22 protein-coding genes are annotated in these 22,678 nt (G+C 41.2%); 6 read left to right on the forward strand and 16 right to left on the reverse strand.

Annotation, left to right across the window (positions count from 1 at the left end):
- Nucleotides 1-640: NAD(P)/FAD-dependent oxidoreductase (locus C509_RS0121980; RefSeq protein ID WP_018709101.1), on the reverse strand; the 640-nt coding region annotated here is incomplete at its 3' end.
- A 278-nt stretch (nucleotides 641-918) separates the two neighbouring features.
- Here C509_RS0121980 and C509_RS0121985 point away from each other — a divergent pair.
- Entirely contained in the window at nucleotides 919-2,289 is a 1,371-nt protein-coding gene (locus tag C509_RS0121985; RefSeq protein WP_018709102.1) for a sigma-54 interaction domain-containing protein, read from the forward strand.
- A 325-nt stretch (nucleotides 2,290-2,614) separates the two neighbouring features.
- On the opposite strand, the gene C509_RS0121995 is transcribed toward C509_RS0121985, so the two are convergent.
- Entirely contained in the window at nucleotides 2,615-2,950 is a 336-nt protein-coding gene (locus C509_RS0121995; RefSeq protein ID WP_026320023.1) for a L,D-transpeptidase, read from the reverse strand.
- 202 nt (nucleotides 2,951-3,152) lie between these two features.
- Between C509_RS0121995 and C509_RS0122000 the strand changes: the two genes are divergently transcribed.
- Both C509_RS0122000 and C509_RS0122005 read left to right on the forward strand, forming a co-directional pair.
- Entirely contained in the window at nucleotides 3,153-3,530 is a 378-nt protein-coding gene (locus C509_RS0122000; RefSeq protein WP_018709105.1) for a DUF2512 family protein, read from the forward strand.
- 103 nt (nucleotides 3,531-3,633) lie between these two features.
- Nucleotides 3,634-3,909 (forward strand): YqhV family protein, encoded by a 276-nt coding sequence (locus C509_RS0122005; protein ID WP_018709106.1) that lies wholly within the window; start codon nucleotides 3,634-3,636, stop codon nucleotides 3,907-3,909.
- 387 nt (nucleotides 3,910-4,296) lie between these two features.
- Here C509_RS0122005 and C509_RS0122015 read toward each other — a convergent pair whose 3' ends face one another.
- The 7 genes from C509_RS0122015 to C509_RS0122045 all read right to left on the reverse strand — a co-directional run bounded on the left by C509_RS0122015 (nucleotide 4,297) and on the right by C509_RS0122045 (nucleotide 12,772).
- The gene (locus tag C509_RS0122015) at nucleotides 4,297-4,617 is read right to left on the reverse strand and encodes a thioredoxin family protein (RefSeq protein WP_018709108.1); all 321 of its coding nucleotides are present in this window, start codon (nucleotides 4,615-4,617) and stop codon (nucleotides 4,297-4,299) included.
- Between the two features lie 129 nt (nucleotides 4,618-4,746).
- On the reverse strand, nucleotides 4,747-7,932 hold the full coding sequence (locus tag C509_RS0122020) for a hypothetical protein (protein ID WP_018709109.1): 3,186 nt from the start codon (nucleotides 7,930-7,932) through the stop codon (nucleotides 4,747-4,749).
- Nucleotides 7,932-9,353 carry a glycosyltransferase family 2 protein gene (locus C509_RS0122025; protein ID WP_018709110.1) on the reverse strand — a complete coding sequence of 474 codons (1,422 nt, stop codon included), beginning with the start codon at nucleotides 9,351-9,353 and terminating at the stop codon, nucleotides 7,932-7,934. Before C509_RS0122025 ends, C509_RS0122020 begins: the two co-directional genes overlap by 1 nt.
- 51 nt (nucleotides 9,354-9,404) lie before the next feature.
- Complete coding sequence (locus tag C509_RS24945; RefSeq protein ID WP_018709111.1) at nucleotides 9,405-10,346, reverse strand: HEAT repeat domain-containing protein; 942 nt, start codon at nucleotides 10,344-10,346, stop codon at nucleotides 9,405-9,407.
- A complete protein-coding gene (locus tag C509_RS0122035; RefSeq protein ID WP_018709112.1) occupies nucleotides 10,343-11,224 on the reverse strand; it encodes a response regulator in 882 nt (293 codons plus the stop codon). Before C509_RS0122035 ends, C509_RS24945 begins: the two co-directional genes overlap by 4 nt.
- A 19-nt stretch (nucleotides 11,225-11,243) precedes the next feature.
- Complete coding sequence (locus C509_RS0122040; protein WP_018709113.1) at nucleotides 11,244-12,149, reverse strand: sensor domain-containing diguanylate cyclase; 906 nt, start codon at nucleotides 12,147-12,149, stop codon at nucleotides 11,244-11,246.
- 131 nt (nucleotides 12,150-12,280) lie between these two features.
- A complete protein-coding gene (locus C509_RS0122045) occupies nucleotides 12,281-12,772 on the reverse strand; it encodes a sigma-70 family RNA polymerase sigma factor (RefSeq protein WP_018709114.1) in 492 nt (163 codons plus the stop codon).
- A gap of 398 nt (nucleotides 12,773-13,170) precedes the next feature.
- On the opposite strand from C509_RS0122045, the gene C509_RS27580 reads away from it, so the two are divergent.
- Nucleotides 13,171-13,368 (forward strand): competence protein ComK, encoded by a 198-nt coding sequence (locus C509_RS27580; protein WP_018709115.1) that lies wholly within the window; start codon nucleotides 13,171-13,173, stop codon nucleotides 13,366-13,368.
- A gap of 575 nt (nucleotides 13,369-13,943) precedes the next feature.
- On the opposite strand, the gene C509_RS0122055 is transcribed toward C509_RS27580, so the two are convergent.
- The 3 genes from C509_RS0122055 to C509_RS0122070 all read right to left on the reverse strand — a co-directional run bounded on the left by C509_RS0122055 (nucleotide 13,944) and on the right by C509_RS0122070 (nucleotide 17,932).
- Nucleotides 13,944-14,834 carry an acetamidase/formamidase family protein gene (locus C509_RS0122055; protein WP_018709116.1) on the reverse strand — a complete coding sequence of 297 codons (891 nt, stop codon included), beginning with the start codon at nucleotides 14,832-14,834 and terminating at the stop codon, nucleotides 13,944-13,946.
- Between the two features lie 8 nt (nucleotides 14,835-14,842).
- Nucleotides 14,843-16,060 carry an aromatic amino acid transport family protein gene (locus C509_RS0122060; protein WP_018709117.1) on the reverse strand — a complete coding sequence of 406 codons (1,218 nt, stop codon included), beginning with the start codon at nucleotides 16,058-16,060 and terminating at the stop codon, nucleotides 14,843-14,845.
- A 756-nt stretch (nucleotides 16,061-16,816) separates the two neighbouring features.
- Nucleotides 16,817-17,932 carry an NAD(P)/FAD-dependent oxidoreductase gene (locus tag C509_RS0122070; RefSeq protein ID WP_018709119.1) on the reverse strand — a complete coding sequence of 372 codons (1,116 nt, stop codon included), beginning with the start codon at nucleotides 17,930-17,932 and terminating at the stop codon, nucleotides 16,817-16,819.
- 111 nt (nucleotides 17,933-18,043) lie between these two features.
- Here C509_RS0122070 and sspL point away from each other — a divergent pair, with 111 nt between their 5' ends.
- Nucleotides 18,044-18,184, forward strand: coding sequence for a small, acid-soluble spore protein L (gene sspL / locus C509_RS25805; protein ID WP_018709120.1), 141 nt, complete (start codon nucleotides 18,044-18,046; stop codon nucleotides 18,182-18,184).
- 97 nt (nucleotides 18,185-18,281) lie between these two features.
- Here sspL and C509_RS0122080 read toward each other — a convergent pair whose 3' ends face one another.
- From C509_RS0122080 to C509_RS0122095, 4 genes are read right to left on the reverse strand one after another with little or no spacing between them, the layout of a single operon-like run.
- Complete coding sequence (locus tag C509_RS0122080) at nucleotides 18,282-19,058, reverse strand: amino acid ABC transporter ATP-binding protein (RefSeq protein WP_018709121.1); 777 nt, start codon at nucleotides 19,056-19,058, stop codon at nucleotides 18,282-18,284.
- Nucleotides 19,059-19,074: 16 nt separating this feature from the next.
- Complete coding sequence (locus C509_RS0122085; protein ID WP_018709122.1) at nucleotides 19,075-19,728, reverse strand: amino acid ABC transporter permease; 654 nt, start codon at nucleotides 19,726-19,728, stop codon at nucleotides 19,075-19,077.
- A 33-nt stretch (nucleotides 19,729-19,761) separates the two neighbouring features.
- Nucleotides 19,762-20,916 (reverse strand): saccharopine dehydrogenase family protein, encoded by a 1,155-nt coding sequence (locus tag C509_RS0122090; RefSeq protein ID WP_018709123.1) that lies wholly within the window; start codon nucleotides 20,914-20,916, stop codon nucleotides 19,762-19,764.
- A 24-nt stretch (nucleotides 20,917-20,940) separates the two neighbouring features.
- Nucleotides 20,941-21,744, reverse strand: a complete 804-nt coding sequence (locus C509_RS0122095; RefSeq protein ID WP_018709124.1) for an ABC transporter substrate-binding protein — start codon at nucleotides 21,742-21,744, stop codon at nucleotides 20,941-20,943.
- A 162-nt stretch (nucleotides 21,745-21,906) separates the two neighbouring features.
- Between C509_RS0122095 and C509_RS0122100 the strand changes: the two genes are divergently transcribed.
- The gene (locus C509_RS0122100) at nucleotides 21,907-22,584 is read left to right on the forward strand and encodes a GntR family transcriptional regulator (protein ID WP_018709125.1); all 678 of its coding nucleotides are present in this window, start codon (nucleotides 21,907-21,909) and stop codon (nucleotides 22,582-22,584) included.
- Nucleotides 22,585-22,678: the final 94 nt, after the last annotated feature.

The following is a 22,678-nucleotide window of genomic DNA, read 5'->3' on the forward strand; positions in this document are numbered from 1 at the left end:
CAACAGGCACATACGGCGTTAAAATGTCAACTTTTGATTGCTGCAGCAATTCAACACTGTGCTCATGCGCACGGAATTTATCACGGCGGTGAATGATCATCACTTTCTCTGCGATCGGTTCAAGCATCATCGCCCAGTCGACTGCGGAATCTCCACCGCCGAAAACAGCGACCTTTCTGCCTTCAAATTGCCCCAGATTCTGAACAGAATAGTGCAGGTTCGCTTCCTCGAATCTTTCTTCCCCTTCCAATTTCAGCTTGCGGGGCTGGAAAGCGCCGTTTCCTGCAGTAATAATAATCGATTTTGAAAAATGGACCCCTTTATTCGTGACAATGTTGAAAGTGCCGTCTGAGCCTTTCACTACATTTTCCACTGTTTCCCCCAAGCATGTTTGAACTTCAAATTGGTTCATCTGTTCTGTCAGATTATCAATGAGTTCCTGCGCCCTCACTTTGGGAAATCCCGCGATGTCATAGATATATTTTTCCGGGTAAAGTGCCGACAATTGTCCGCCCAATTGCGGCAGACTCTCTATTATTTTTACTGATGCCTGGCGCATGCCGGCATAAAAGGCGGTAAACATCCCGACGGGACCTCCGCCGATAATGGTTATATCTGTTACATGGTTTACGTTTGCCATAATGAAACCTCCTGTGTTCTTTACAAACTGCCCATATTTACAATTCAAAAATATTCATCTATATTTATTTCAAGCTGCTTTACTTTAACGAGTCAGTGCATGTCACTCCTTCTAATGTGGCAATCTTGATTTGCTTAATATGTAAATTAGCAAAAACCATGCCAACTTCTGAAATAGCGGAAGACCGCATGATGATTCAATAAAAGCAGTTATTTGAACGCTTTCATACTCAAAGTGAGTTATTTGGAACTCAAATAAAATTTAAGGGAGGTCGTCATATGGGCATGTCCAGCCTTACAAACAATCTCGATTTTGACTTGGACACACTCGTCAAAATATTGGACTATTCCTCGGATGAGATTTTTGTCCTCGATAAGAACATGAAAATTATCTACGTAAATGATGCCTGCAAAAAGCACTATGGATTGAATAAAGAGGATGTTTTGGGAAAGAAAAGTGTGGAATTGGTTGAAAGTGGATATTGGACTCCCTCCATCTTCCCTGAAGTTTTTAACAAAAAAGAGCCGATTACGATCAAACAGACAACTATTCTTGGGGCAGAGCTGCTCACTTCGGCCGTTCCTATTTTAAATGATGAAAATGAAGTAGAACTGGTTGTCACAACAGCCAGGGAAATGCAGAGCTATAAAATGTTGAAAGCGAAAGAAGAAAACGCGATCGCCGCGGATCAGGGAGAAGACCCTTTTGCCGGTATCATGACAAATAATGAAAAAATGAAAAACGTATTGAAATTTGCTCAAAAAGTGGCCGCTGCCAATTCCACCATTCTAATACTGGGTGAATCGGGCACAGGCAAAAGCGTACTCGCCCAATATATCCACGAAAACAGCAAAAGAAAAAACGGCCCATTTTTAACCATCAATTGTGCGGCAATCCCCGCCGAGCTGATGGAGTCGGAACTTTTCGGGTATACCGGCGGTGCTTTTACCAACGCAAACAAAACCGGAAAAAAAGGTCTGATTGAAAGTGTGGAAGGAGGTACCCTTTTCCTGGATGAAATCGGAGATATGCCCTTGCCGTTACAGGCGAAAATGCTGCAGGTCATCCAGGAGAAAAAGTTCATTCCAATCGGCGGTGTCAAAGAGAAAAAAGTCGACATACGCATCATTGCAGCAACCAACAAAAATCTGGCAGAAATGGTCGAAAACAAAACATTCCGGGAAGACTTATATTACAGGTTGAATGTCGTTGATATAAAAATGGTTCCGTTACGGGAAAGAGTGGAAGATATCATCCCTCTTACCTACAATTTTTTATATAAATTCAACCGGATCTATGAAGTCAACAAATTAATTTCAGAAGATTGTCTCGAATGGCTATCTTACTTTTCATGGCCGGGAAACGTACGGCAACTGGAGAACCTTATTGAAAAGCTCGTCATCACGAGCGGGGACGTCATCGGAATCGACGACCTTCCTGAGGGTATCTATACTCATGGAAAACGGCAAATTGAAAAAACGGCTCCTTCTTCCCTCAATGAAGCAATTGATCAGGCAAAAAAAGAGATGGTCAGGAATTCATATAAAATGAATCGTAGTTCCCGCAAAGTCGCCGCCGATTTGCAAATAAGCCAAACTCAGGCAGCCAAACTGATCAGGGAGTATTGCCAAGATCTACAAGACAAATAAGTATGAAGTAAACGGAAAACCCCTAGCATTCGGTTTTCCGTTTTTCTATTCTTAGGAGTTAAAAGAGGGGGCCCATTTGATGAAAGTCGATATGGGGCATTGCCTTGATTCGGAATGGATTGAATCATGCTGCATCATTTTTGATGAAGCTCAAATATCATATCCCTCTTGGTTCAATAAGTGAAATTTAAATCCTTTATGAGGGATTTAAAAACGGAATGTAGCCTATTGTCACTTGTGAACCAAAGGGCAAAAGGAGTTCCAGGAGAAAGAAACCTTGTTTCACTTCTTTTTCATGACCCCAGCTAAAAAGCCCCTAGAAAACTTATTGGTGAATTACAACCTTCGTTCCGATCGGCACCTTGGACGCCAGTTCCAGAACATCGCGGTTATACATTCTGATACAGCCATGTGATACATTTTTCCCTATGGAGGAAGGGTTATTCGTACCATGGATTCCATAGTGAGGTTTCGATAGCCCCATCCACATCGCTCCAAACGGCCCGCCCGGATGCGGCTGTTTATTTATAATAGTAAATGTTCCGGATGGCGTCGGGGTTAACATTTTTCCAATGGCAACCGGATAAGTCTTTACCAATTTACTCCCTTGAAAAAGCTTTAGCTTATGAGATTTCGTCGATACATCAATCCAAAATGCCATAAAATCCCTCAGTCCCTTTTTCATCATAGTATGCAAAAGGATTTTGATGTGTAAAAGCTGAATAAACCTGTTCATGGACACGGTATCATGGACTCCCTCTTTCTTTTGAAAAAGCTAAGAAAGTTTTATCCGTTCGAATAAAATCTTGAAGGTATAAAAAAAAGATAAATCATCACTATAATACAGAAGGAGGAATGAAAAATTGGATAATACTATCAATCACGGTCAGGCTCTGCTTAGAAAGGCTATTTTAACCTTGCCGTTTGTATGGGTAATTCTATCCCTGTTTAACGATGTTTCGTTCGTACATTCCACACTGCTGGGCATTGCCCTTGTGTTGATTTCGTACTTTCTCGGGGACCTGATGATATTGCCTAGAATGGGAAATACTTCTGCTACCGTCAGTGATTTCGTCCTGTCTTTATTAGTCATATGGGGCGGACTCAATCTGTTTGGATATGATGAGGCCTTCGGGGAATCCCTGTTAACGGCAATTATACTGACCATTGCGGAATATTTCTTCCATTTGTGGATGGAGCGGACTCAACTTAGTGGCCCTAAGCACGTAAGACAATCTTAACTTTAATGGGCAGTGGATATTGGTCCGCTGTCCATTAATGTTTAATTTTTTTAACATCCGATTCATATAATGGGAGTTAGTACAAGCCATGGGAGGAAATCGGATGTTCACTTTTCTGGAAAAAGCTGTTGTGGGTATGGCCTTATTAAGACTGCTGTCCGGCGGGATTGAAATTTTTGCCGCCTTTCTAATGATCCGTTTCAATGCCGTTGAAAAAGCAATCATCATAAACAGTTCGCTTGCCCTCATCGGTCCACTGATCCTGCTTCTTACAACTGCAATCGGCATCTATGGCATTGCCGATAATATTTCTTTCGGAAAATTTGTCTGGATATTTGTGGGAGTCGGGTGTATTTTATATGGCATTAGGGGAACTTGAAAGACGGCAACAGTTGGTTTGCGTGATGACTATACACCTCCGGCCTTTTCGGATAACTGCTGCTCACCCAGTCCTGGCACATCACAATCCATCAAGCTAAATCTGTTTGGCCGAACCGGACAGCCCGGAAAAAAGATGATTTGTGTTTGCATCTCCAAATTAGAATACCATCCACCAGACAGTCATTATTAAAAATAAAAATACACATGCATGAGATTTTTAGGGTTGGATTTTCATTCTTAGGCATCCCGTTATTATGACTGACACAGAAAAAACCTAACTTGTTTTTTTGAGCATGATATGCGGAATATGCGCCAATCGGATTCTTCGTCTCATATAGAAACATGTCTCATAAGAGGAGAGTATTTTTCAAATAAGCTGCCACCATCACATACATTCAACGACCTTCTTCAACTGCTCCTGCAACTCACCGATCGGAACGAATCTTGCTTTTCTGATCATCTCTTTTCCTTCAACAAACACAAGGATGGCAGGTACAGTAAATATTGAATATTCCCCGGCTACTTTGGGGATTTCACCCGCGTCTGCCAGAATGGATACAATTACCGGATAATCCTCCAGCAATTCCTCCACCTGCGGAAGAAGCGCGTGGCAAACTGAACAGTTTTGTTTGGATATATAAAGTAAAGTCAACTTGTTTTCATTTATCGTTGTATGAATTTCTTCCAAGGAATGAACGGATTTCATGTCCTTCATCCCTCCCTTCGATTCTGATCATACAAATTATATCTTACATACGCAGGCAGGGAAACGATTAAGGTAAGCATAGAAGCCCGGAAAGTCTAGAAACTTAGACTTTCTGGGCTTCATGGCTAACTAATATTTCGAGAATACATCTTCCACGATGTAATACGATTGTTTCAAGCGCTCTTTTGATTCGGGTTCATTCCAATTTTCCCAAGTGTATCCTTTCATTTCCTTTAGAACTTTGTTCTCAATCGTTGGGAAGGAATCCTGTATGTTTCCTCCCTCATCAAGGTATAACGCTCCAATATGGATTTGATCGACGAATGTGCTTGCTTCCATTCCGTCTTTATAAAAATCTCCTTTGAATTCTTTTTGACTCGGATCTTTTGATTGGATGAGAAGCCACGGAATTCTTATCTCAATGATCCCTTCATCATTTATATAGTAGTCTGCCAATGAATCATAGTTCTCTGAGGATGGATTTCCGTTTCCTTCCCTGAGCTTCCCTGTTTCGTAGGAACTGAACGGGATTGTCTTGTCCCGATCCGGCAGATAATACTCTTTATTCAGTGCATATTTGATCGGTGAAAATTCTCCGCTGTCCTTGGAAGGTGGCCCCTTTTTGGTTTCAATCAGCTTCAACGTATGCCCGTACTGATATGTGTAAAAGTCATAATACGCATCCACTTTGATCCGGGACTCCTTCTTACCCAGATCAATAATAAAATCAACTCCATTTGAAAAGCGGACACGATCGTTTCCTTTTATAAACGTATTTCCCTGTTTTGGCACGACATCGAGCAATATAAGGGGGTACCCCTTATTATTCTTGTCATGATCCAGCCGGACGTATAAATACCGTTCGTCATGATCCACATATAATGCTTTCATATTTCCTTTATCTTTCTTATAAAGCGCCTCTTTCTTCCACTCTTCTACTTTTCCATCTACCTGAATTTTATGGCGGTCAAAACTGAGCAATCCGAACTGCTCTTCATTGGTTTGGGCATTCGACCAAAATGGCCTTCTGTCCGGATTGTCATAATCCATCGTATTCCAAGTCCGCTTGAACCATTCATCCTGCCATGTAAAGATAAGTCCGCCCAACAGTTTTTCTTCCATGATGTCCTCAAATAGATGGCCAATGATTTCTCCTTGTTCCTTCTCGGATAAAAATCCCTGATTCCATCCAAACGGATTTTCATGTGTTAGCCCGCGAGAGCTTGGCACTCCAAATTCCGCCACTAAAATGGGAAGCCGGTGCGCTTCGTGCAATTCAGCCAAATATCCGGCGTAATTATTTTTCTTTCCGCGATGATCCACATAGGTTTGATATTTTTCATCATAGTTTAGAAAATCGGGATAGTACGGATAAATATGATAGGAAGCAAATTGTTCGGTCAGCTTTGCATCATTTTTTGTATAAATGATATTTGGATTGACACTGACGAGATCTTCTTGTCCAGTAGAGTCGGATGGATGTTCCAAAATATCGGTCGTTACCCAATTTGTAAAACTCATCGGCCGCATCCACTGATAATGTTCCACTTCGTATTTAGTGATGAAATCCATCTGTTGCGCAAGCCAGTATTCGAACGCTTCGGCATTTTTTGTTTCAAAATATTTCCCATTGTAATCACCCATATCGGGGTATTTTTCATTTGTCTCTTTCACCATGAAAGGATACCACTCAATCCCTAATACCCAACCAATGACATATTCCGATATATCTGCCCGATATGCTCCGGATGCATGCCCTGCTTTGTGTTCGACTATTTTGTTGCCATGAATGACGTCGACAATGGTCTTCATCTCTTCCTGAAAATCCTTCAGATTTTCCTTTTCAAAAGCATCTAATGATTCTTCGAGTTTTTCTTCATTGATCCAAACCCCATGCAGAACATATATTTTTTCTTTGTGTTTGTCGTTATAACGTTTCAGGGCATTATAAAAACCTGGGGGATGTAAGGTATATACACGTATCGTATTGGCGTTCATTTTTCCAATCTGCTCGAACCATCTGTAGTATTCCTCTTCTGTTATGGCAGCTTCACCAGGGAATGTCCCCGGTTTCCCCATTCCGATGTTGACACCCTTGATCGTGAGCGGATCCCACTCATCATCCTTCAAGACCTCAAAAGCATCCTCTTTAATTCTTGCATTGTATTGAAGCTTATTTGAATGTGACTTTTTTCCCGTTTTCGGCGACTCCTCAAACTGTTCTAAAACGGAGGTCATCATTGGAAGATAAGTCGACCAATAAAAAGCCTGATCGGAAAACTTCTGGGCAACCTTATAAATTTGCTTTAGGCCTTTCATTTGATAGAAACGTGGAATCTCCGTTACATCATTGAAGTCACCTGCAAAATAGTAGCTCGAAGTTTGCCCGTGTTCATTTCTTGATACAGCGGCAAATTCAGAGGGAATCCCATTTTGTTCAAGTATTTTTTTTCCTTCATCCGTCAAGCCCCATTCGTAATTCGCAAGGACCGTCGTCCCTTCCTTCGGCGTTACAATATCAAACCAATATTGATAATCCGGACTGTCTTTAAGCTCGAACTGTTTCTTACCCGCTTCCGTGAATGAAAGGCTGATACCTTCTTTTTGTAAATGCTTCTCTTTCTCCAATACGATGACCTGGTAATCAAGATCGTTGACCAATATTACCCCCGGTCCGCTGTATTTCCATGAATCCTTAAATTCATCAAGTATCCATTGAGGAATCTCTTTGTTTTTACGCGGGTCCAATTCATCGAAATACCGTCCGGTCCAACCTGACCAATCAATTCCCAAATAGTCGGTCACACTCTTTCTTACGGGTTCACTCGTTGGCGAAGCGAATGTATTGAACTCGGCAATCAGCAGACTTTTCTTTTTCTTATTTAACCGCTCAGTAATAGCCTTCCATTCATCTTCTTCAAGGCCACCGTATATTTTTTCCGACCGGGAGCCTTCTCGAGATTTTTCAATCCACGGCAAGTCTTCCTCATAGACACCATATGTATCCGCCAAATAAATAACATCGTACTGATCATAATCATCGGGAAGCTGGCGAATTTGATAGCTTTCCTTCTCATGGTCCGGTTGGAACCCAAAATAATTGCCCGATGGATCAGATATTTCATCCTTACCATCAGTTATTTTCATATGTTGTAAAAGCCATGTTATCCCAAGGTGCTCACGATATGTTTCATTTGGGACAGTTTTATCGATAATAGCCACTTGAAGATGTTTGCCAGGTTCTATGAACCACAGAATGATAGGCAAAGAAATTGCGATGATTATAAAGATTCCGGCTATATAAATGCGTTTCATTATGATATTCCTTTCTTGGAGAGACCCACCCTTTTCATTTGTCCCCAGTCTTCTTTTCTGCGTAAGAAATGGATGAACCCTTCAAATCTCCAAATCAGTGTCAGCGGTTTATACCAGAACACCTCTGTAAAAGACATGACCATCAGCCGGAACACATCTTTCAATTTGGGATAGGTATTCATACTCCATGCCTCAAGTAGAATGGATGCGACAGAAAAGACTGTACCATACAAAATAAAGAGTAAAATGAGCAATAGAGCAAATTCATAGTAAATATCTCCCATAAAGAAGGCCATCAGGACATATATATATCCTCCTAATTCAATAATGGGTCCCAAACCTTCGATCAGCCAAAAATACGGAAATGAGATCATGCCGATTCCGCCGTATTTTGGATTAAAGGTCAATTTTTTATGTCTCCATAAACTTTGTATCAGCCCTTGCTGCCATCGTCTTCGTTGCTTCCTCAATGTAGACAGCGTTTGAGGGGCTTCCGTCCAACACACAGGTTCGGGTACAAACTCAATCCGTTTCTTCTCTTTTTTTTCTTTGATCAGCCGATGCAGCCTGACAACCATCTCCATGTCTTCACCGACGGTTTTGGTACTGTATCCGCCTGCTTCAACAACCCACTTTTTTGAAAACACACTGAATGCTCCCGAGATGATAAGAACCAAATTGAACTTGCTTAAAGCGATCCTTCCCATCAGGAAAGCTCTTAAATATTCCACTATCTGCATGACAATCAAAGCATTCTTTGAAAAACCCGTCTGAAATACAGCTCCTAGCTGAATATCAAGCCCATTGGCGATCCGAATATTTCCGCCGGCCGCAATTACATCCTCGTTAGACTTCATGATTGGTTTCATCACGCGTAGAAGTGAGTTCTCATCAAGAATAGAATCTCCGTCAATGGAGCAAAAATAGGGAAAACGCGAAGCATTGATTCCAACATTAAGAGCATCGGCTTTCCCGCCGTTTTCTTTTTCAATCAGTATTAAATTCGGATGAATTTCGGACCGATAGATTTGCAGTACCGGCTTGGTCGGGAGATGTTCCAATATGTCCATAGGTACGGGCTTCATAGAAAATTTCTCAATCGCCAATTGCTGCGTACTATCAGTTGACCCGTCATTAACAATAATCAGTTCCGTTTGCGGATAACGAAGATTCAACAGAGAATGAATACTATCTATAATACCGGCTTCTTCGTTATAAACGGGAACAATGATGGAGACAGGCTTCCAATGCATGACATGGACATAATCCTCCGCAAATTCGCTTTTATCTATCAAGTACTGCTTTCTTAAATGGATTAGTGCCAATATCAGCATAGTGCTATAAACAAGAATGACGGCTGCCATATAGATGAAAATCAGCGCGCCAAAAAATGTGAATAAACCTTCAAGAACTACTCTCATATGTCTTGCAATTCCCCTCAACGTTGTTTGGGGAATTGACCTTTCATCTCCTCATTTTCCGATTGCCCGGGCTGCTTGTGAACGGACAAACCATGATTCATCTTCCAATAGCTTTTCCAAGTAGGAAAGAGAACCTTTCAGCGGAACGTTTTGCAATAGTTTCGCTGCCATCAGGCGTTCTTCCCAAATTTCTGAAGTGACAAATGGAACGTACTTTTTCAGATTGACAATAATTCCAATTTCATGCAGCGCCTTTAAAGAGCGGATTCGAATTTCAGCATCTTCACGTTCCAATTGAGCTTCAAGAAAAGGGATGGAATCCATGTTCCTATTCAAACCGATCGTATCGATCATTGAATATTGACAGGCGGCCGGCAATTGATCGAAACGGTTCAACAATTGCTCAATAGTGCCAAGGCCCAATCCTGTCAAGAGTTTTTTATATTCAAATTCTGAGAATTTCATTGAATTTGTTGTCATTTTTTCTAGAAACAGATCCGAATCAAACATCGAATATATTTTCAATAATTGGAATCTCTCTTCATGGGTTAATTTCTTTTTCTCCATCTCACGGCACTGATTGACCAAACGATATAATTGGAAATCGGAAATCCGATACAGTGCATTCATTTTTCTGCTCCATTTCCTGCTTTCAAGCATTTTTCCATAATGATCGATTAGATATTGATTGGAGAATTGCCTGATCTTTTCTTGAATCTCATCGCTGGAAATGTTTTTTAAATAAACAAGAAAAATCTTTTCAATCCCTTCGATTTCATAGTTATATTTAGGGATCAGTTCGTCTGAAAATGGCTCTTCGCCTCTGAAATATCGATACCACTTATGTTGTTTCTCATTTATATACCATTTCATCTTCTTTTGCCGAGATACTTCTTTCATCCGTTCAAATGTCAAATAGAGCCAAAAACCTGCGAGCAAAGCAGAAAGAACGATAATCGCCCATATTAAGAAATCGAAGACGACGTCCATCATGACCAGAACCTTTCAAAAACCCTTTTGAGCTGGGCTTCAAACAATCGGAGATTAAAAGGTTTAATCAGATATTCATCAACGCCGCTTTCATAAGCGTAGATCATATCCTCCTCCGAATTTCTTTGCGTCATCATGAAAACGACAAACTTTCCATTATTCGGCAATTGACGAACAGCATGTAAGACCTCCAGCCCATTTTTCCTTGGCAGGATATCGTTCATGATCAAAATGTGCGGATGACTGGAAAAGTACCAATCGGATTGGAGAAAATCATAACCATCTTGAAATGTTTTAATCTCCAGTTGACATCCATCTATTTTCAGATTCTCCAGAGATGTTTGAATGACGTTACGTAAAATATCATTTTCTTCTAAAATACTTGCTTTGATATTCACCGTACTTTTCTTTTTAAAGTCTCTGACAAATTCGATAGGCCCAACATCGGATTGCTGGGCACTAGCCAATGATTTCCGGCCCTTTTCAACCACCGCTTCAAACTCCACATGGCTATTTCCAATTTCTACGACACTTGCCGAAAATAACTGGTCCTCTTGTCCGGATCGTGGTAGGTTTTCATCGGAAAATAACCGTTGGAGAAATGCATTTGCTTCCTCTTCACCACTTTGAGACAAGATCAAACACCATTCAAATGGGGTTTCCAATTTGCAAAGCAAATCGCTTTGCCGAATTTTGTTTTCCAAAAACACCGTGATCTCTTCTTCGTTCCGGCCCCGGAGGATGCCTTGATCCGAAGCAGATATAAAAATGACGGAAATCGGCGTTCTTGTACGGTCAATACCTGCTTTTAACACATGGAAAAAACGACTCAAATGTTTTTCCTTGATGATGTTTTCTTGGGCGATAATCGAAATATCCATAGATTTCATCCTTGCCATGTTATTTTGCTTTTCTAAGAGCTTTATTCATTCTCTTCGTTCGATACATCGCTTGATCCGCGAAATTTAACAATGAGTCAACATACCGCCCATGATCCGGGTATATGCTGACCCCGATGCTGATATTAACAACAATTCGAAGTCTTTGAATAACAAATATCTTTTTAAATTGGGATTGAACCCTGTTTTTGATTGTTTCAATCTCTTCCTTTTCGTCAACTATAATGATAAACTCATCACCGCTTTTTCGGAAGACACGATTCTGTCCCTTAACCTCACTTAATAACCTTAATGCACATTTTTTCAACAATTTGTCACCAACTATATGGCCATATCGATCATTTATTTGTTTAAAGTTATCGATATCAATGAATAAGAGGCCAAATGTAGATTGCGATTGATGACTTTGTTCCACTTTCGAGTTGACACTCTCCTGTAACTTTCTGAAATTGGAAAGTCCTGTCAGTTCATCTGTATAAGCCAATTCCAATAACTTTTTGTAACCATCCATATGATTAAGAGGAAGAATGTGTAAAAAATAATCGTTTGAAAGTGAACATTTACTTATGTACACAATAGAATCTATTGCATGACGATATTTATTAAAAAGGCTCAGTGGTCCTCCCCAGTAGCATTTATTTTCGATATCCCTTTTAATGCTTTCAACTTGTTGAGGATCATCTATCAACATATTAATATTTAATCCTGTCAATTCCTCTGGTACATAATTGAATGTATTATAAAATCCCTCATTTGCTTTCATGAAGCGCCCACTCGAATCCATAAGTAGGACAATAGATGTTTCCAGAAGAGAGGAGGACATTTGGAACATTTCATTTGGCGTGAGACTACTCCCAAGCTTCAATTGTTTAAATGGATAATTTTCTATATGGAGTCCTTCTGTCATTGTACTGATAGCCTCCTGATCACTTTTTATGTGAAATTTGTCCCCAATCTTAGGTATATTACATTATATATCTGAACATATCCTATACAAAAAATATTCCTCCCCGTAAGCCGGAGAGAAATAGAGAGTATTTAACAAATCCCCGCTTCAAGATTCAAACGAATTTTCTTTATCGCCCCCGCCCGCCATTTTTTCACGGCAGACAATGAGACTTTTTCCTCATCGGCGATTTCCCTCATGGACATACCAAGGTAAAATGTATAGACAACCCAGTTTTCCTGTTTTTTCGTGAGCCCGACACAATACGAAAGCAAAGTAGTGAGCTGTAGCGGAGGTTGCTCTCTCTCATCTTTCCTCATCTCCCAAAAAGCCTCGTCCGGATAGACAGTTCCCTCCTCCACCTTCGACTGCCTCGTCAGTTCCGTCATCATCCGGCCCTTTATATAGGAATACGCAAATGTGCTGAACTTCCCTTTTTCAGGATCAAACCTTTCCTTCGCCTCCCATAATGCGATAAGGGCGATTTGAAAAAATTCGTCCTCGTTTTTATAAATGTTCAATGAATAAATAATATGGTAGATCATCGGTCTGTATTGCTCAATCAATTCAGTGAAACCTTCCATTTAGAAATCCTTCCTGGAAGCGCGCTGTCCGATTTATTCCCGGGTATCCTCACCTTAATCGGGAGCGCCGTTTCAATCTAATGGATGTTTTTAAGAAAAATTTAGTATTGAACAGTTTAAATTTATAAAAAGTCCTCGATACTTCATTTGTCACATAGGAAAAAAATGGTTTTTCACGTAAAATTTTTAAACAGTTGACCACGAAACTCAAACAAACTATAGACCTGCATCTTGATGCCTTCGTGATTTTCAACAAATTCTCACTTCTGTCGTGGCATTTACTATCTATATAGGATAATGGATACCAATTGACAATGGTTGAATTGGGTGATGCGAATGATAGAGTTAAAAGTAAGAGGATTGTCCGTTAAGTTGTAGGATGTTGTAAGGATCATGGAATGGAAACAAGAGAGCATTATATCAATAAACAAAGTACATACGTTTCGATATCATTGATGGTCGAATATGGATATATTTTTACAAAAGTAATAGAAAGACCTTCGGTTTTCCTGGTAAAAATACAACCGCTCCAAATCATCCGGGACAGCATACAATATTATAGACACGATTGGGGAGGGGCTAAAAAAGCTGCCTAATCAAACTTGGGAGGCATTGACATTCCTCCAGTAAAAATCAGTGGAAGCTTGGGCATCTACTGGTTTCCAAGCAAATCCCCCTTGCACATGATCGCGTTCTTGTTTGCGTTGGATCCTCTTTAAGACTGCATGCAAGTGGCAACCTAAGGAAACAAAGTCCTTTTCCATTTGGCCATAGCGTAACCGTTTCAATCAGCGTAAAACAATTCACCGGCAAAAAGCGCTGGGCCCAAGATTTAAAAACAACCTTCGAAAAAAGTACAGGAAAAGGAAGCTTTCAATTGCTTTACATCTATCAAGAGAACCTTCCATTGCTGAATGCCCCCATAATTCCCTGCCATTTCATCCAGTCGAGAACGGAATACAACATAAATGACATGAATTGAAAAATAGCAGCCCATGGCTGCTATTTTTCATCGGTTGGATCATATGAGTCTTGCGCATATGGCCGATATTAAAACTGTAGTTTTATGGGATGATTTAGAGCTGACCGGATCATTTAGTTCCAGGCTCAGACCTTACTTGTCAAACCACGGATAGATCATAAGTCGCCGCTACGGGGCATACCTGTACGTTTAACCAAACAGCTTAAATAGCAGGCTCTTTGGAACTTCTACCCTAATGGTTACAAGCTTATTCACGACTTGACTGATTTTCACATCGCAAAGCATGGTCAGCAACCGGTATGCCTCTCCGAATTCCAAAGCCAATGCGTTCTGTAAATGCTCAACCACAATTCCGGCACCACGCTGGACGGCTGCCTCCAAGGTCTCTGCCGATGAGATAAACATAAAGGCATCCTTCGTTTCGACTACCGGGACAGAAAGCAGACAACCTTCTCTTTTGTCCACCTTCATTTTCACCTTTCCCCCGATTTCAACTCCGGTTCCATTCATTTCCCCATCCCCCATGGAAGCATGAAGGTCTCCTAAAGCGAACAATCCTCCTTCCTGAAAAACGGGAAAATATATCCTGCTGCCGGCCCTGATATCTTTCGTATCCATGTTTCCGCCGTGGTCACCGGGAACCGCACAATGCACAGATCCCTTACGGGGAGCAACGCCAATGACTCCAATCATCGGGGCCACTGGAAAAATCAGTCCATCACCAAACAGAATTCGGCCATCTTTCACTGGAACAATCTTTGTTGAAGGTTCATCCACCAAATCACCCAGAACACCGAGTCCTTTCGACATCACCATTACACCGGATGGGTCTAACTCAATGTCTAAAATTTCAACGACAAGAATATCCCCCGCCTTTACGCCATTCACATAAAAGGGCCCCGTCGCCTGATTCATAATAGACAAGTCAATATCGGGGCGCAGAACACTCTCATCTGCAATCTGGCCACCATAGCAATCATGGGTTTCCACAACAACTGTCTCTCCAGGCTCAATCGTATAAACCGATTTCATATCAGCAGAAAAATGGGTGATTGTATTTTTTTTGCTAAAAAATTGCATCTGCCCGTTTACCAGCCTTTCGGAAGTACATTAAAGATGCCTAACAACGTATATATTCCCGCCCCTGTATATAGCACAATAATTAACGTTTGCATAGCGGGATGCGCAAGCTTTCCGCATGTCCATTCAGGCTCCCTTTCGTTTACCTTCCGGGATTTATTAAGCATCATGACCGGCACGATCGCCATCATGATTCCTGCAAACGCCCCCGCGATCGACAAAGCATCAACGAATCCGACAAATCCGCTGTAAGCAAGAACAAACGGTGGCACCGCTACGATTGCCAACGCAATGAAACGATATTTTTTATCAGTTTCTGAAGGAAATTTAAAACGGTCAATAATGTTTGTAAAATAACTTTGTCCAAGAGCCCAGAAGGATGTCAGCATCGCTAACAACGCAAATCCGTTTGCTGTAAAAAACGCCCAGCTTCCCAAAGCATCTGCCCAAGCAATCGTAACAACTTCTGTCACTTTTTCTGGTCCTGTTAATCCCAGCGCAGCCATCGGAACCAGTGCCAATAAAACTCCTGTAATCAGCATTCCGATAGAAATCGCCTTTGGCAAGTTCTTAATGTTTTCTTTTGAGTATCCGCGTGACAATTCAGGTACAATGTATTGCGCTAAAAAAGAAAATACAGTCAAACTGAATACTGGAATGGCAAATTTAGGATTGGAGAAAGTGAGATATTCCAACTTCAGTCCAGGCCCTATAATGGATGCCAATATTAAAAGAATAACCAGGAACAGCATTCCGAAGGTGATAAATTTCTCCGCTACACCGGCAGCCTTCAAGCCAAGCCAGATAACTCCAACAGCAGGGATGAAAAATAAAAAACTCCCAAGGATGTTCGGTATCCCGAATAATTCAGCCAAAATCTGCCCGCTTCCTGAAGTATAGGCAATTAACGCTCCCAAAGCATTTACGGCGACTGATAAAAAGATCAGCCATGAGCCCAAATTACCCACATATTTCTCGGCCAAACCGCTAAGCTGTAAAGCTTTCTTCGTCCTGAGCGTTGTTTCCGCTACATAAAGCATCGAAATCGTCGTGAGAAATCCTGCTACTACGACCCAAAAAACCAAAACGGGCCAACCCGCATTCTTAGCGCCATACGCCAAACTCAAAACTCCGGCGCCGATATTTGCTCCGACTATTAAAGCAACCCCTTCAAGCAGGGTTAATCTAGTTCGCGTTAAAGCAGAACCTTCATTAGAACCTGACACTATCAAACCTCTCCTTTTTAAAGCTTCTATGATGTAAAAAAATAAACACGAAATACAGTATAACAAAACTAAAAAGGCGAGAACGTTTACATTGCTTAAAAAAAGTTTTATTAGTATAGCATCACTCTAGCTATCCATTGAAACATTGTCTTATATTTCCCCAATATGGTTCAAAAAATGCTGATTCTCTGCTACTTTGACGCCTCCCCTTTTGGCCGATCATTCACCAGAATTGGTAAGCGGTAAGTTTTTACAAAAGCTAAGTTTTTTGCCATTTGCCTTCTGGCGATATTTGCTGCACAGTTATCACTTTGAGAGGGTTCATCAATGGCAGGCTCCCTTTGCATTACTACCCGAAGAACAAAATTTTGCCAAAAAGCTTTATAAAGTATAAAATGGCCCATGGGTTTGCCCAGGGCCATTTAGAAAATAATATTCATCAGCAGTTACGGCAAGGTACCTTTCATGAAGGTCGCAGTCAGATATCGTCTGAAAGAACCTTTTAACCGCTCCAATTACCGCCATTACTTCTTTAGTCGATGCCTCTAATCCGCGTTCATTAGTATTTCCAGATTAATCACGCTTCACTTGAGCTTGATTGAAAAATTCGCAACAAGGCTTTTGTTTGGTTTAATGGTCCAATTACATAGAATGATGTCTGGAACCTTGAGTACCTTGCCTATGATAAGCCTTCATCATAAGTAAACTTTGTGCCATTTAACAGTAATCTTTCAATATATCCTTCAAAAATGCTGTTTATTTTACATGACAACTTTCTCTCAATGGATCATACGCCGAAATATCCATTTTCACATCATCACCGAGTGCCAAACTTCCTGCAGTCATCCCGACATAAGGCCCCATCGTCAGGCCCGAAGAACCTAATCCGTTGGCGATGACCAGCCCACTTACAGAGGAAATCTCCCCGAGTAACGGCAAACCATCTTTTCCAAATGGCCTGAATCCCACACGGATTTCATCAACCGTTCCGTCTGAAAGTCCAGGGGCAACGGATAGCGCTTCATCGAGCACTTCTTTTACCCCTCCTGCTGTCACGCGGTAGTCAAACCCGGAGCCCGTTTCCCTTGTTGCACCAGCAACCACCCTTGATTCGTCAAACGAAACCAAATAGTGGCTGCTTTGCGGAATGATGACCGGCCATTCAGACGTATCCTGTTCCGGAATGCGTAAGTGAACAATCTGCCCCCTCTGCGGTTCCACATATACATCTAATCCCAGCGGTTCCAACAACCGGGACATCCACGCCCCTGCTGCAACAATCACTGCGTCAGCAGTAATAAATTGATCATTAACATGAACTCCGGTTACTTTTCCTTCTTTTACGGTAAGACTGGCCTCTCCGGATAAAAACTCTGCACCATGCTTTTCTGCTCCCCTTTTCAGGGCATCTCTCAATAAAATTCCATCTACACGGGCTGCTCCCCCAATATAAACAGCTTCCAAATCACTTCTTAACGGTGGAAAAAGAGCTTGCGCCTCTTCGGGGGATAATCTCCGTACCTCCCCGACTTCAGGACAATCCACTTTCCTTTTTTCAAGTTCCCGTTCAATTTTACTTAATTCATCTTTATCATTGCTAACCGCCAAAGCCCCCACCATGGCATAGCTTAGATTGTTTTCGCCGTCTTCTTCCAGCATGGAAACTAACGTCGGATAATAACAAGCCCCCGCCTTATAAAGCGCATACCGGTCAGGCTCCTCCTCTAACCAAGGACAGACAATCCCAGCACCTGCGGCCGTTGCCTGCCCTTCATGACAACGATCCACAACTACAATTTCGACTCCCTTTTTTGCCAAATGATATGCCGCACTGGCTCCCACAATACCTGATCCCATCACGATTACTTTCATACGTCCACAACCCTTCTATGTAAACTAGCTTAATTAAAAGTGTAACAAAAAATGAATGCCAAAAGAATAAAATTCCGGATGGGTTTCACAATATGAACTGGAGGTGTAATCATGAAGCGTGATGATAATATAAGGAGTAAAAAGAGAGTCGTTACAAGCGTGAACCCGCAAGGATTGACCGAGGACATTGCAAATCAGGCACCGAAGACACAGCTTGAAGAGCGGGCAAAAAAGTCGAATACCAAGATTTAAGACTCCTTTTAAACAGTTCCTTTCCGTGTCAAAACGCAAACAATGCAGGTGGAAGCACCTGCATTTCTGCATTTTTTTGGCAGAATGGAACAAAAAGCTACCCCTTATTCATCACAGCCTCTTCCTCGTTGACATCCCGCAAAAATGTCCTTGTCCTCTCTTCTTTCGGATTGTTAAAGATCTGTGCTGCCGTCCCTTCTTCTATGATGATACCCTGGTCCATGAAAACGACCCGATCCGCCACATCTCTCGCAAAGGACATTTCATGTGTCACCACAACCATGGTCATCCCCTCTTTTGCTAACCCCTTCATGACTTGAAGTACTTCCCGTACAAGCTCCGGATCCAAAGCCGAGGTCGGTTCATCATAAAGCATAACCATCGGTTCCATTGAAAGTGCCCGGGCGATGGCCACCCTTTGCTGCTGACCTCCCGACAACTGAGAAGGATAATGATTCATCTTTTCAGCCAATCCTACTTTCGTTAGAAGGGAAACGGCCTTTTCCCTCGCCAGCTCCCGATTTTGTTTTTTTATGATAATCGGGCCTTCCATCACATTCTCAAGAGCTGTTCTATGAGGGAATAAGTTGAATTGTTGAAAAACAAACCCTGTGTTTTGCCGAAGGTCCCTTATCACTTTTTTCCTTTGTTTATTCTGGGGAAGATCAGCCTCCACTTCTTTGTCTCCCAATTTGATGATTCCGTTATCCGGCTCCTCTAAAAAAGTTATACAGCGTAAAAGCGTGGATTTCCCAGAACCACTGGGTCCCATGATAACGACTACTTCACTTTTTTTCACAGATAAACTGATATCCTTTAATACTGCGTTACCATTAAAACTTTTCTTGACATTTTGAAGCTTGATAACCTCCAACCATCCCACCCCCTTTTTAAGCTAGATGCCTTGATGTTCTTTTTTCCATTTGATCCAAAAGGATTGTAAAAGATGTGATGACACACCAATAAATAGAAGCCGCCAATAAATAAATGGTCAAAGGTTCAAAAGTTTTAGCTATCATGAGTGTGGACATTTGCAGTAATTCCGTTACGGTAATGACCGATACTAATGAGGTATCTTTTATTAGGATGATATATGTGTTGGAAAGAGTCGGTATGGCAATTCGAATACTTTGGGGGAGTATCACACGCCTCATCGCCTGTCCATATGTCATCCCCATTGACACAGCCGCTTCCATCTGTCCTTTATCCACTGCTAAAATGGAGGCCCTAAAAGATTCCGATAAATAGGAGCCGGCATTTAAGCTAAGGGCTAAAATTCCTGAGGGGATTGGTTCTAGCTCTATTCCGATTTGAGGTAATCCATAATAGATAACGAAAATCTGGACCAATAATGGTGTACCGCGGAACATGGATACATAAACGGTTGAAATCATTCTCAACATCTTGACTTTTGATATACGGGCCAAAGCAGTAAAAAAACCAAGTACCAAGGCGATAATAATTGAAATAACAGCCAACCCAATGGTCATTAGTGTAGCGCTTAAAAGGGAGGGGAGAGCATCAAGGATTACAGAAAAATTCATATTTTGGATTTCCACCCTTCTAGGTCTTTGTAATTATAATGAAATTCGCTCATATTGATTGATCTTTATACCCTTTTCTCTTAACTCACTAATGAATTCACCAAACCGGTCGCCAATAATCAGTTTTTCTACCGGAACAATGCCTGTTTCCGGTACCTTGCCCGTCAAAATCCAGTTCATCATTAACATTGCCGGGATAGCAGTAGTTTTTGCCATGGAAGTGATTCCTCGATCATGGTCATAGTAGTCTATCATTTCCCAGATATATGTTGTTTCCTTCCCGTTCTTTTTACCACTTGCCGTTACCCTTACAACGGTGATATCTTCAACGGATTTTCCACTCAGTTGAGGTTCTAATATTTTTTCCGTAAGCTTTTTGGCATTGATTTCCACATCATCCACACTGATTATTTTATTGTCTAAAAAGCCGAGTTCAGCAAGAACAGCCATTTTATCCCAATGTCCGTCATAACGGACTGTTTTTTCATATATCTTTTTTACCTTATCTTTCAATGTGTATGCCGTGCTGTGCGCATCCGTCACAACAGCTTCACACTCCCCGACAGGTTCTGGAAATGTTATTTTTTCTTTTCCTGACAACGGAGGCAAGTAGACCAACTCACCGTTTTCGGCTGCCAACGCCGGGCGCGTGTATAGTCCCAATACACTTTCAAGGCGAAATACCACCTGATATTTTAATGGTGGCTGCGGATCCTTCGGAATTCCGCCGCAAATCATGATAGCTTCTTCTGCTTCATCCAAAAGCTCGATGCCTTGTGCAGCTAAAAAGTTTGTGATTCCCGGCGCTACGCCGCATCCGGGAACAATCGTTACACCTGCTTCTTTTGCTTGCTGATTCCATTTACTTTTCTCTTCATACTCTGTTCCTACTAGATCCACTAGATGACATTTTGCATGGATTGCCGCCTTGATTGCCGGCATACTCAGTGAATGCGGCAAACACGCAATGACTGCGTCCACATCTTTTATTGCTTCGTATATATCATTCTCATTTGCCAGATTCATATGTCGTCCGCTTACCTTTTCATGACCGGTCAGATCTAAACACTTTTCGATGTTCTCCTTTATTCCATCGACTGCAACCACATGATCGATATGCCTGTATTCGGCAATCTCTCTTGCAACCGTATTTCCAATCATCCCCGTACCTAACACAGCAACTTTCATATATGAAGGCCTCCTTTGAATCAATTACTTTATGACCGGATCTGAATCAAACCATTTTCTATAAATCTCTTCATATGTTCCGTCCTCTATCATGGAGGCCAACTCTTTATTCAATCTTTCAACAAGCTCCGTATTGCCTTTTTTTACAGCCATTGCAATTTCATCCTCATTTAATATGTCGCTGGTGATTTTGACAGGCAGCTCCTCTTCCTTAATGTTGTAGCTCATCAACAACTGATCATTAATAATGACGTCCAATCTTCCATTGATTAAATCCTGAAGATATTCATTTACGGTTTTATATAATGTAACTTTTGCTCCATCAACACTTTCTGCAACCTCCGCAAAGGTGGTTCCTGTACCCGTACCGACTTTTTTACCTTTAATATCTTCTAACTTCGTTATATTATCTGTGTCTTTACGAGTAATTAAGACAGAACCTGTCACCACATACGGGTCTGTAAACTCAACGCTCTTTTTCCGCTCGTCAGTAACTGTCATTTGAGCAATGATCACATCAAACTTATCAGACTTGAGTCCACCAATAAGGCTGTCCCAAGAGGTGGCAACAAACTCTGTTTCAACACCCATCCTTTTGGCAAGTTCATTGGATATGTCAACATCAAATCCTTCGTACTCTTTATTGTCATCACCCATAAAATTGAACGGACGGTATGTTCCTTCAAAACCGACACGAAGAACACCTGCTTTTTTTAATCCATCCCCGGATTCTGTTTTTTCACCGCCTCCGTCTGTCTCTTTGCTCCCGCAGGCCACTAAAAAGAGCATCCATAGCATGGCCAATGCTAAAAAAGAAAATCGTTTCATTTTGCAACCCCTCCCCTTTTGATAACGCTTACAATTGATAACACTTCTCCTCTCACTCCTAATTTCCCCTTAATTGTTGAACTAAATTGTAGTACAATTATATGTAGTTTAACCCCGAATATTATAAATTGTCAATAAATTAATGAAAAGAGGCAATGAGCAATGAGCGAAAAAAAATCTTTAAAACAATCCGTTTATACCACTTTAAAAGACGCCATCCTTGCCAGGAAGCTTCCCCCTGGCAAACAAATAGTGGAAAATGTCATTTCCGAAAGTCTAAATATAAGCCGTACACCCATCAGAAGCGCAATTGATTTATTGGCAGCTGATGGCTTGGTTGAAATTATTCCAAATAAAGGTGCCTTTGTCATCAACCCTTCACTGGACGAAGTACTCCAAGCCTATGAGTTGCGAAAAGAGTTGGAAATCATGGCAGTGCAAAAATCGCTGGATTCATTGGCAGAAACAGATTTTGCAGGAATGGAAAAGATTGTGACATTAGAAAAAGAAGCTTTGTACAGCAAAGACTTGAGGACTTATGTTAAAGCAAATGAAAGCTTCCACTTGGCTATTACCAAAAGAAGCGGGAACATATTTTTAAATGAATTCATAGAAAAACTAATTAATCAAACCTCCATTTATCTAATCCTTTTTGACATTTTCTTTGAAGAAAATTCTCCGCAACCATATGGTTATAAAGAACACTTAGAAATCGTTGAATTAATGAGGGAAAAAAATGTAGAAGCCTTAAAAAAAACTTTGGAGAGGCATTTTGATAATGCTATTAAAAGTCTGGATGTGCAAACAGACTATGAAGAGTTAGATGAGATATTTAAGTAACCAGGAATCGAAAGCGGGGGTTTGCGAAAACTGGACCTCGCCTTTTTGTTTCCACATTATTCGCAGCTTAGATTAAACCATGATATACTTTTTG

The sequence above is a fragment of the Siminovitchia fordii DSM 16014 = CIP 108821 genome, from assembly GCF_000374565.1.
GTDB lineage: Bacteria > Bacillota > Bacilli > Bacillales > Bacillaceae_C > Siminovitchia > Siminovitchia fordii.

What these genes read in the sequence shown, in the direction of transcription:
- C509_RS0121985 (WP_018709102.1), top strand. Translation starts at nt 919, where the DNA reads ATGGGCATGTCCAGCCTTACAAACAATCTCGATTTTGACTTGGACACA.
- C509_RS0121995 (WP_026320023.1), bottom strand. Translation starts at nt 2,950, where the DNA reads ATGGCATTTTGGATTGATGTATCGACGAAATCTCATAAGCTAAAGCTT.
- C509_RS0122005 (WP_018709106.1), top strand. Translation starts at nt 3,634, where the DNA reads ATGTTCACTTTTCTGGAAAAAGCTGTTGTGGGTATGGCCTTATTAAGA.
- C509_RS0122015 (WP_018709108.1), bottom strand. Translation starts at nt 4,617, where the DNA reads ATGAAATCCGTTCATTCCTTGGAAGAAATTCATACAACGATAAATGAA.
- C509_RS0122020 (WP_018709109.1), bottom strand. Translation starts at nt 7,932, where the DNA reads ATGAAACGCATTTATATAGCCGGAATCTTTATAATCATCGCAATTTCT.
- C509_RS0122025 (WP_018709110.1), bottom strand. Translation starts at nt 9,353, where the DNA reads ATGAGAGTAGTTCTTGAAGGTTTATTCACATTTTTTGGCGCGCTGATT.
- C509_RS24945 (WP_018709111.1), bottom strand. Translation starts at nt 10,346, where the DNA reads ATGATGGACGTCGTCTTCGATTTCTTAATATGGGCGATTATCGTTCTT.
- C509_RS0122035 (WP_018709112.1), bottom strand. Translation starts at nt 11,224, where the DNA reads ATGGATATTTCGATTATCGCCCAAGAAAACATCATCAAGGAAAAACAT.
- C509_RS0122040 (WP_018709113.1), bottom strand. Translation starts at nt 12,149, where the DNA reads ATGACAGAAGGACTCCATATAGAAAATTATCCATTTAAACAATTGAAG.
- C509_RS0122045 (WP_018709114.1), bottom strand. Translation starts at nt 12,772, where the DNA reads ATGGAAGGTTTCACTGAATTGATTGAGCAATACAGACCGATGATCTAC.
- C509_RS27580 (WP_018709115.1), top strand. Translation starts at nt 13,171, where the DNA reads ATGGAAACAAGAGAGCATTATATCAATAAACAAAGTACATACGTTTCG.
- C509_RS0122055 (WP_018709116.1), bottom strand. Translation starts at nt 14,834, where the DNA reads ATGCAATTTTTTAGCAAAAAAAATACAATCACCCATTTTTCTGCTGAT.
- C509_RS0122070 (WP_018709119.1), bottom strand. Translation starts at nt 17,932, where the DNA reads ATGAAAGTAATCGTGATGGGATCAGGTATTGTGGGAGCCAGTGCGGCA.
- sspL (WP_018709120.1), top strand. Translation starts at nt 18,044, where the DNA reads ATGAAGCGTGATGATAATATAAGGAGTAAAAAGAGAGTCGTTACAAGC.
- C509_RS0122085 (WP_018709122.1), bottom strand. Translation starts at nt 19,728, where the DNA reads ATGAATTTTTCTGTAATCCTTGATGCTCTCCCCTCCCTTTTAAGCGCT.
- C509_RS0122090 (WP_018709123.1), bottom strand. Translation starts at nt 20,916, where the DNA reads ATGAAAGTTGCTGTGTTAGGTACGGGGATGATTGGAAATACGGTTGCA.
- C509_RS0122095 (WP_018709124.1), bottom strand. Translation starts at nt 21,744, where the DNA reads ATGAAACGATTTTCTTTTTTAGCATTGGCCATGCTATGGATGCTCTTT.
- C509_RS0122100 (WP_018709125.1), top strand. Translation starts at nt 21,907, where the DNA reads ATGAGCGAAAAAAAATCTTTAAAACAATCCGTTTATACCACTTTAAAA.